The sequence below is a fragment of the Flavobacterium frigoris PS1 genome, from assembly GCF_000252125.1.
GTDB lineage: Bacteria > Bacteroidota > Bacteroidia > Flavobacteriales > Flavobacteriaceae > Flavobacterium > Flavobacterium frigoris_A.
In genome coordinates, this window is record NZ_AHKF01000007.1 from 1 (window position 1) to 8,522 (window position 8,522).

At 34.4% G+C, this 8,522-nt stretch carries 8 protein-coding genes; all 8 read right to left on the bottom strand.

Annotated elements, in window-relative coordinates:
- Positions 1 to 729: 729 nt before the first annotated feature.
- Entirely contained in the window at positions 730 to 2,622 is a 1,893-nt protein-coding gene (locus HJ01_RS01415) for a polysaccharide biosynthesis protein (RefSeq protein WP_410500979.1), read from the bottom strand.
- Positions 2,623 to 3,054: 432 nt separating this feature from the next.
- Positions 3,055 to 3,357, bottom strand: coding sequence for a DegT/DnrJ/EryC1/StrS family aminotransferase (locus HJ01_RS17260; protein WP_081478691.1), 303 nt, complete (start codon positions 3,355 to 3,357; stop codon positions 3,055 to 3,057).
- A gap of 205 nt (positions 3,358 to 3,562) precedes the next feature.
- Positions 3,563 to 4,129 (bottom strand): sugar transferase, encoded by a 567-nt coding sequence (locus HJ01_RS01425; RefSeq protein ID WP_040473592.1) that lies wholly within the window; start codon positions 4,127 to 4,129, stop codon positions 3,563 to 3,565.
- 37 nt (positions 4,130 to 4,166) lie between these two features.
- Positions 4,167 to 5,120 (bottom strand): UDP-GlcNAc--UDP-phosphate GlcNAc-1-phosphate transferase, encoded by a 954-nt coding sequence (locus HJ01_RS01430; RefSeq protein WP_007136473.1) that lies wholly within the window; start codon positions 5,118 to 5,120, stop codon positions 4,167 to 4,169.
- A gap of 149 nt (positions 5,121 to 5,269) precedes the next feature.
- Entirely contained in the window at positions 5,270 to 6,139 is an 870-nt protein-coding gene (gene rfbA / locus HJ01_RS01435; RefSeq protein ID WP_007136474.1) for a glucose-1-phosphate thymidylyltransferase RfbA, read from the bottom strand.
- Between the two features lie 20 nt (positions 6,140 to 6,159).
- A complete protein-coding gene (locus tag HJ01_RS18055; protein ID WP_007136475.1) occupies positions 6,160 to 6,339 on the bottom strand; it encodes a GxxExxY protein in 180 nt (59 codons plus the stop codon).
- Between the two features lie 441 nt (positions 6,340 to 6,780).
- Positions 6,781 to 7,830 carry a dTDP-glucose 4,6-dehydratase gene (rfbB, locus tag HJ01_RS01440; RefSeq protein ID WP_007136476.1) on the bottom strand — a complete coding sequence of 350 codons (1,050 nt, stop codon included), beginning with the start codon at positions 7,828 to 7,830 and terminating at the stop codon, positions 6,781 to 6,783.
- Between the two features lie 125 nt (positions 7,831 to 7,955).
- The gene (locus tag HJ01_RS01445; protein ID WP_007136477.1) at positions 7,956 to 8,309 is read right to left on the bottom strand and encodes an endonuclease domain-containing protein; all 354 of its coding nucleotides are present in this window, start codon (positions 8,307 to 8,309) and stop codon (positions 7,956 to 7,958) included.
- Positions 8,310 to 8,522: the final 213 nt, after the last annotated feature.

Here is an 8,522-nt window from a genome sequence, read left to right on the forward strand (position 1 = left end):
CCGTCAATCATAACCTCTTAACACCGCCCTTATATTTTTAAACCAAAAAAATCACGGTAAGAATTTCAGCGTTGGCCGCAGGGAGTGACCCCGGAGCCGAGTGCGCAGCACGAGCGCCTGGGGTCGCGATAGGGAGACCGAGACGAAGTGAGGTCCATCGAACACCAATAACAATAAGGGATCTGTGAGATAAATTTGAGGTAGTTTTCAAGCTTATAATCCCGATAACTATCGGGATTATAAGCTTGATCTTTTGTTTCTTTTACATCAAGGTAAAAGAAAAGAACACTCTTCAAAGCAATAAACATTTGAAATTAAAAGGAGGACTACCAGTGGCAGTCAGGTAGCAGCAATCCATGAGTTGAGCCTGAAAGGCGAACGGCTCGGACTGCGGAGCGACACTTTGAGGTAGTTTTGAAGCTTATAATCCCGATAACTATCGGGATCAGGCTTGAAATCGAAGATTCATGAATACAAAAAAACAATATTAAACCATGAATATTTTTTTGTTACTTTTTTCATCAAGACAAATCGCAGATTCAGCGAAGACCACTTAGAATAAAAGTTAAGTGAGCAAAAAAGTAAAGAACCTCTTAAAAGAAAAAAGCTCCCTTGAAAGCAAAAAAACCACAATCACCCCACTAAATATTCCTTAACTTAACCCTAAAAAAAAAGGTTTATAATGAACATCTCCATTATAAACCTTTTTCATTACATTTATTTAAACCCCTACTTATCTAAAACTTGATAAGTAGAATTCATGCTTTTAAATTCAGGAACAATTTTCTTCATTTTCGCAACGATATCATCATTTTCATAAAAGTTGGCAATTCCAATAAGTTCTTCTATATCCGCATGCAGGCTTTCATACTCATCCTGAATTTCTTCAGCAATCATGATTTTTTCATGATGTGTCGGGATTGTTTTAGACGTGTCATTCAGTAATTCTTCGTATAATTTTTCACCTGGTCGTAAGCCTACAATCTTAATTTGGATGTCTTTTTCAGGTATAAATCCGGCCAACTTGATCATCTTTCTTGCTAAATCAATAATTTTAACGGGCTTACCCATATCAAAAATATAAATTTCACCTCCATTACCCATTGCTCCAGCCTCAAGAACTAATTGACAGGCCTCTGGAATGGTCATAAAATACCTGATAATCTCTGGATGTGTTATGGTTATTGGTCCGCCATCGGCAATCTGTTTGCTAAATAATGGTACAACAGAACCATTGGAACCCAAAACATTTCCGAAACGGGTAGTAATGAATTTTGTCGATTTGCTGTTGTTTTCTTTCCGGCTTTTCAATTGGAGGGATTGCACGTATTTTTCGGCTATCCTTTTGCTGGCACCCATTACGTTACTTGGGTTGACAGCCTTATCTGTAGATACCATAACAAATTTCACCACTTTATGCTCACATGACAAGTCAGCTAAGTTTTTAGTACCTTCTATATTGGTAAGAATTGCTTGCGCTGGGTTTTCTTCCATCAAAGGCACATGCTTGTATGCTGCAGCATGAAATACCACCTGAGGCTTGTATAATTTAAACACCCTGTTCAATGCGTCTTTATTTCTGATGTCGGCAACTACAGTACGTATTTTAGCATTTGAAATGATGCTTAATGTCTCTAAACTAAGATGGTGTAAAGGGGTCTCGGCTTGATCTAAAATAATAATTTTTTTAGGATTAAAACCCATTACCTGTCGTACTATTTCACTCCCAATAGAGCCAGCACCGCCGGTTATTAATATGGTTTTGTCTTTCAGCTGCATAGAAATTGACTTGTTATCTAAAACAATAGGCTTTCTTTCAAGTAAGTCTTCAATTTGTAAGTTTTTCACTTTTCGGGAAATCTCTTTTTGATTTTCCCAGTCCGTAATAACAGGGACGATATACACTTTATAATTAAACTCTAAGCATTGATCTACAATAACTAAACGCTCCTCTTTTGATAAACTTTTATCAGCTATAATGACTCCTTCTGCGCCAACAGACCGCATCAACGTTGGCAATTTCTTCTTTAATACTAATATTGGTAAGTCCAACATTCGTTTTGACTCGTTTTGACTATTTCTATCTACAAACCCCACAATTTTAAAACGACTAGGTGTCTCCAATCTTAAAGCATTAGCCACCGAAATTGCATTGGCATCAGTTCCATAAATAATGGTTCTAATCAATTTAACATCGCTTTTTTCCTGAAAATAATGTTCGAATGTTTGTTTTACGATCACCCGATATAAAAACAAACCGCAGAAAGACAACACCATATTCATAAAAAGTGCAGTATTTAAAAATGCCTTATGTCCAAAGAGTACTTCAAATAAAAAATTCAATATTAGAAAAACGATTAGTACAGCCATTTGTGAAAACAATAGCTTAACTGCGTCAATATAAGAGGAGTGTCTGATAATTCCGGAATAGGTTCGAAATAACCAAAAGAAAAATATATTTACACCAAGTAATAAATTAATGAACAAGATGCTATGTGTCGTTAAGATATAGTCTAGGCCCGTGCCGCTAAACAATAAAAACGTGAAGAAAAAAGCCAATATTAAAACCGCAAAATCCATCATAACAATGATCCAACGAGGCAAATAACTTAAATTATGAATATTTAATCGTAGATTTTCTCTCGAGAAGAAATCAGATCTAAAAGTATTTGCAGATGGTTTTGTACTATTATTCAAAATATCTATTTATATTAACATTGTTCTATTAATTATCACAAAAATAACAAATAAAGAATTTAAAAAAAAATCCTTAAGTCATTTAAAATTCCGTACTTCAAATAAAGGGATTGTTTCTTTATTTTTATTATTATTAATTCATTTCCTACTTGTGTCTTGCTAATAAATTATAAAAAATAAATTTTATTCTTGCTCAATCTATAAATATACCCAACTTCACAATCTTGATAATGCAGTGCATTCTCCCTGGCCAAAGTACCTAGAAAATAGCTCTCTGTTTGAGCTCTTGTGTCAATGTACCAATTGCACCACCACCAGAAGTCGTAATAATTTTACTCCCATTAAATTATAAAGCACTTATATTGCCAAAAGTACCACAATGCCGCCCTTTATACCTACTACTTCCGCACTATCTTCCAGAATAGGGATTGAATACGTATTGGCAATTATGCTTCTCTGTTCGATTTTGTAAGGAACAAAATAAATGGAAACAGCTATTATTACTTTAGGCGATACGCCTTTTTTCATTTTATCTATGATGGCCTCTTCAACTGCCTTCAGAAATAAATTCCAAGTGTCAGATTCACTATCAATAAAAATAGGGATGACTCCTTGATTAAAATTGGGTTTACAGAGGCCAAAAAAATCATACCTTAACAGATTTACTAGGTCATGAGCCTTAACTCACAAAAGAATTAATTCCAGATGTATAACGGCGGTTCCGGAATTTAGTGCGGCCAACCCAGCTCGAAAGTATCAATATTTGCGCCAAATGCAGCAATCCTATTAGTGTCAAATGCTTACTGTATGTATTTTTTTTCAAGCCCACCTATATGAGGCGATGAAAGCCAAATTTTATTTTTACTCATTTGCTGTAAATCAAAGCAACGCTTTTAACGATAATCTTTATATCCCCCAAAAAACTGTGATGATAGTAATAGTTCAAGTTTAACTGTACTTTATCCGGAAAAATAACATTGTCGTTAAACCACAAAGGATCTCTTTGCTGCGCCAGAAGCTGCTCTTCATTACAATATTTTAAAGCTGCGAGACTGCTTAAGCCAGGCTTCAATTCTACTATCTTTCGGTTCTCACCTTCTAATAAATCATAATAACCCGGTAAATCAGGCCTTGGTCCCACAAAGCTCATTTCCCCCTTAAGAACATTGAACAATTGGGGAAGTTCGTCTAACTTATATTTACGTAACAATTGACCTACTTGAGTAACATCACTACTTTCAGCCATAAAAACCTGAATCGTTCGTAGTTTATATATTTTAAATTTTTCTCCAAATTGACCAATTCGTTCTTGTATAAAAATACCGTTTGTTCGAGTATCAACAATTGCGATCAACCACAAAATTATTAGAACCCAAAAAAAGAGCAGGATTAAAATCAGCGCGAAGACAAGATCAAAAACTCGCTTTCCCATATTTTTTTAAAAATATTTAAATATCAAAAGAAATCAATCAAAAACTATGTTGGATAATTTTACGAAAAACGAATCGGCGTATCAATATATAAATTACGGTTAAAACTACTAAGCTTTCTATCATAATTAGATAACTTAGATTTCCTTTTATTTCCATATAAACAACAAGCCCATTTATCAATAGCTGGATTCCAGCATAAATAGATGAAACCAGAACATGAGAGTAACCCATTTCATTTGCCATGTATTGGTATAAATGGGACCTATGTGGTTGGAAAATATTTTCTTTTTTCTTTAATCGAATAACAATAGTGATAATGGCATCGATACCGTAAACTGAAAAGAAAAGAATATATCCTAACTGCCCAGTTTCCATTATGGTCTTAATCATAAAATAACCCAAAAAAAGAGCCATGCTTATGCTACCTACATCTCCAGCAAAAGTCTTTGCTTTTTTTCTGATATTAAATAATCCAAAAACAAAACAAGACAATCCCATGGTAATCAACAGCGGTAAACTGGAATTGTTTATTGACAGAAAAGAAAAACTCATAATGGCCGTAAGTGCGTACAAAACGGTTATTCCATTAATACCGTCCATAAAATTAAAGGCATTAACCCAGCCAATCAGCAAAACGAATACAATGGGGAGTAACCATAATGACTCTGCAAACAACCCTAAGTCGTGAAATACCAAACCCACGGCAACGACATGAGATGCAAACCTAGGTAATTGTGACAAAGGTTTAATATCATCAACAAAACTAACTATGCCTACAAGAACCACTGCCAATGTTATTTCCAATGAAGCATATCCTAGAAAATAAGCTGTAATTAATGCAATTGGAAAAATTATCCCGCCACCTCTTAAAGTAATGGATGTATGTGAGGATCTACTATTGGGTTTATCGATAATATTAAATTTATCGGCAATTTTGAAATAAACCAATTCAATCCCAATCAATAAAACAAGTAACGCAATATATATCATATTTTAAAATATAGCTAATCTATAAACTGATCACTGCATACTAATCAATCTGAATACTAAACACTCTGATCACTGACCACTGAATACTGATCACTGAAAACTCTGAATACTGATCACTGAAAACTGAATAATGAACACTGAACACTGAACTACACCTTATGCTTCAGCAATCCCAAAAGATACTCGCCATAACCCGATTTTTTCAGAGGCTCAGCAAGGTCTTTTAATTGTTGCTCATTGATAAAACCTTGCCTCCAAGCAATTTCTTCGATACAACCTACTTTCAAGCCCTGACGCTCTTCAATAACCTGAACAAACTGTCCCGCCTGCATCAAGCTATTGAAAGTCCCTGTATCTAACCAAGCAGTTCCTCTACTTAAAATACCAACCTTCAAGTTTCCTTGTTCTAAGTATACTTTATTCACATCAGTGATTTCATATTCACCACGAGGACTTGGTTTAATATTCTTAGCAATCTCAACTACTGAATTATCATAAAAATACAAACCCGGTACAGCATAATTTGATTTTGGTTCCAGTGGCTTCTCTTCTATTGATAATGCGTTTAAATCTTTGTCAAACTCCACCACACCGTAGCGTTCTGGATCTGAAACATGATAAGCGAACACAACTCCTCCTTCAGGATTTTTATTAGATTGCAATAACTCATCCATATTAGAACCAAAGAAAATATTATCACCTAGTACCAAAGCTACACTATCATTGCCTATAAACTCTTCACCGATAACAAATGCTTGCGCTAATCCATTAGGTAGTGGTTGTTCTGCATAACTGAATTTACATCCAATTGCAGAACCGTCTCCTAATAATTTTTTAAAGTTCGGCAAATCATGTGGCGTAGAAATAATTAAAATTTCATTTATTCCCGCTGTCATCAAGGTCGACAATGGATAATAAATCATCGGCTTATCATAAACCGGCATCATTTGTTTGCTCATCGCTAATGTTAACGGATGTAAACGAGTGCCAGAACCTCCGGCTAAAATAATTCCTTTCATAGTAGTTCTAATTTTACGAATTAATTCGAATTCTTCAAATTAATCATTCTTTTATAAGTTAATGAAGACGTGCCGAAATTAATCAACATACCCAATTCCAATTTTGTACATTTTAAATAATTTGTCAACTGCGCGTAAAATGTAACTGGTACTTGTGATACTGCTTTTATTTCTACAATAATAGTAATCATAGCAAACAAAGCGATATTAATTGAAGTTTTGCAGTTTTAAATCTATTTGTTAAATGTAATCCAAATTGCTATTATTTGCGAGAACTAACCGTCCTTAACATCCGCAGTAGCGCGTCAAATATTTGAAGAATGCGTAAAAAGAAAAGCTGTTTGATCCGCCGCGGCGGAGAGTTTTTTTCTTTTAGCATTCGAAAATAAATTTGACCGACGAGGATGTGGAGACTTGAAATCGAAGATTCATGAATGCCAAAAAAAATAACAGCCCATGAATATTTTTTTGTTTCTTTCTTGATCAAGCAAAAAAGAAAATTATAATCTTAGAAATAAGTAATCCTTACTTTCATTCAAGCCCCAATAACACCAAAGCTTTCCTCTTTGTAAAGTATTTTATTGCTAGAATCCATTAGTGAAATTCGGATTAATTCGGATTAATTCGCTTTAAATTCGTTTTCAATTCGCGTATTGTTTTTCGTAATAAGTGGCATACTCTCCGGAAGTAATATTGTTTAACCACGTTTGGTTTTCTAAATACCAATTTACTGTTTTCTCTAATCCTTGCTCAAAAGTGACCGAAGGCTTCCACCCTAATTCTTTGTTTATCTTACTAGCATCAATAGCATAACGCAGATCATGACCTGGTCGGTCTTTTACGTAGGAGATTAATTGCTCAGAAGTCCCAGCAGTTCTTCCTAACTTTTCATCCATGATTTTACACAACAGCTTCACTAAATCAATATTTTGCCACTCGTTAAATCCTCCAATGTTGTAAGTATCATGGTTTACTCCTTCATGAAAAACCAAATCAATTGCAACGGCATGATCTTCAACAAAAAGCCAGTCACGAGTATATTTTCCATCACCATATACAGGCAAAGGTTTATTTTGTATAATATTATTGATAAACAATGGAACCAATTTTTCCGGAAAATGAAAAGGACCGTAATTATTAGAGCAATTGGTCAATACATAAGGCAGACCATAAGTCTCTCCATACGCACGCACAAAATGATCGGAACTTGCTTTAGAAGCAGAATAAGGTGAATTAGGATCATAGGCAGTAGTTTCAGTAAACAAACCTTCAGCACCTAAACTACCATACACCTCATCGGTACTAATATGGTAGAAACGTTTCCCTTCGTAATTTCCATTCCAAATCGTCTTTGCCGCATTCAATAGATTCATTGTCCCAATTACATTTGTTTTCACAAAAGACAAAGGATCAGTTATAGACCGATCAACATGCGATTCGGCAGCCAAATGCAAAACACCATCAAACTGATGCTCTGCAAACAATGCATCTATAAAAGCAGCATCAACAATATCTCCTTTTACAAAAGTATAATTAGGCTCTTTTTCGATATCAATTATATTCTCCAAATTCCCAGCATAAGTCAGGGCATCCAAATTGAATATTTGGTATTCTGGATATTTTTTTACAAAAAGTCGCACGACATGAGACCCAATAAAACCGGCTCCACCTGTGATTAATATTTTTTTCATTTTTATTTTATATTTTCAATTTATTTTAACAAGTTCCCTAAATCCATATCTTAATATGGTACAAGTTCTGGATTTTCGGCTTCCACCGCGGCGGATTGGGGCAAACCGAAAATTTCATGAACACATTATTCTTCTATTTTTATAAATTCTTTTATTTTACTTAAGACTGAATCAATATCTAACAACACCTCACTATTGGTAAAACGGATTACATATAATCCTTGAAATTCAATATTTAAAGTTCGTTCCTTATCTAATTTCTTCTGCTCCACAGTTTGATGGTATTCTCCATCTATTTCGATAACTAATTTTAATTGGTGACAGTAAAAATCGGCTACATAATTTAATAATGGATGTTGTCTTCTAAATTTATACCCATCCAATTGGTTATTGCTCAATGACAACCACATTACTTCTTCAGCTTGCGTAGGGTTTTCTCTTAATTTTTTAGCATTAGAAAAAAATAATTCCCGAAGCATCTTTCCACATATTATCTGAAAGTAACGGATTCTTTTTCATCCTAAAAGAGTTTACAATAAATTTTAGTCAGTTTCTTTTTTATTTCCCCTACCCGCCGCGGCGGGAGCAAAAAAGAAACACAAAATTACAATTCAAATTAGCACCACATTTTAGTTACAACTATGCTCTCGATTTTCAGCTTCCTTTAGTGTCTAGATAAAATCACGTTCTGA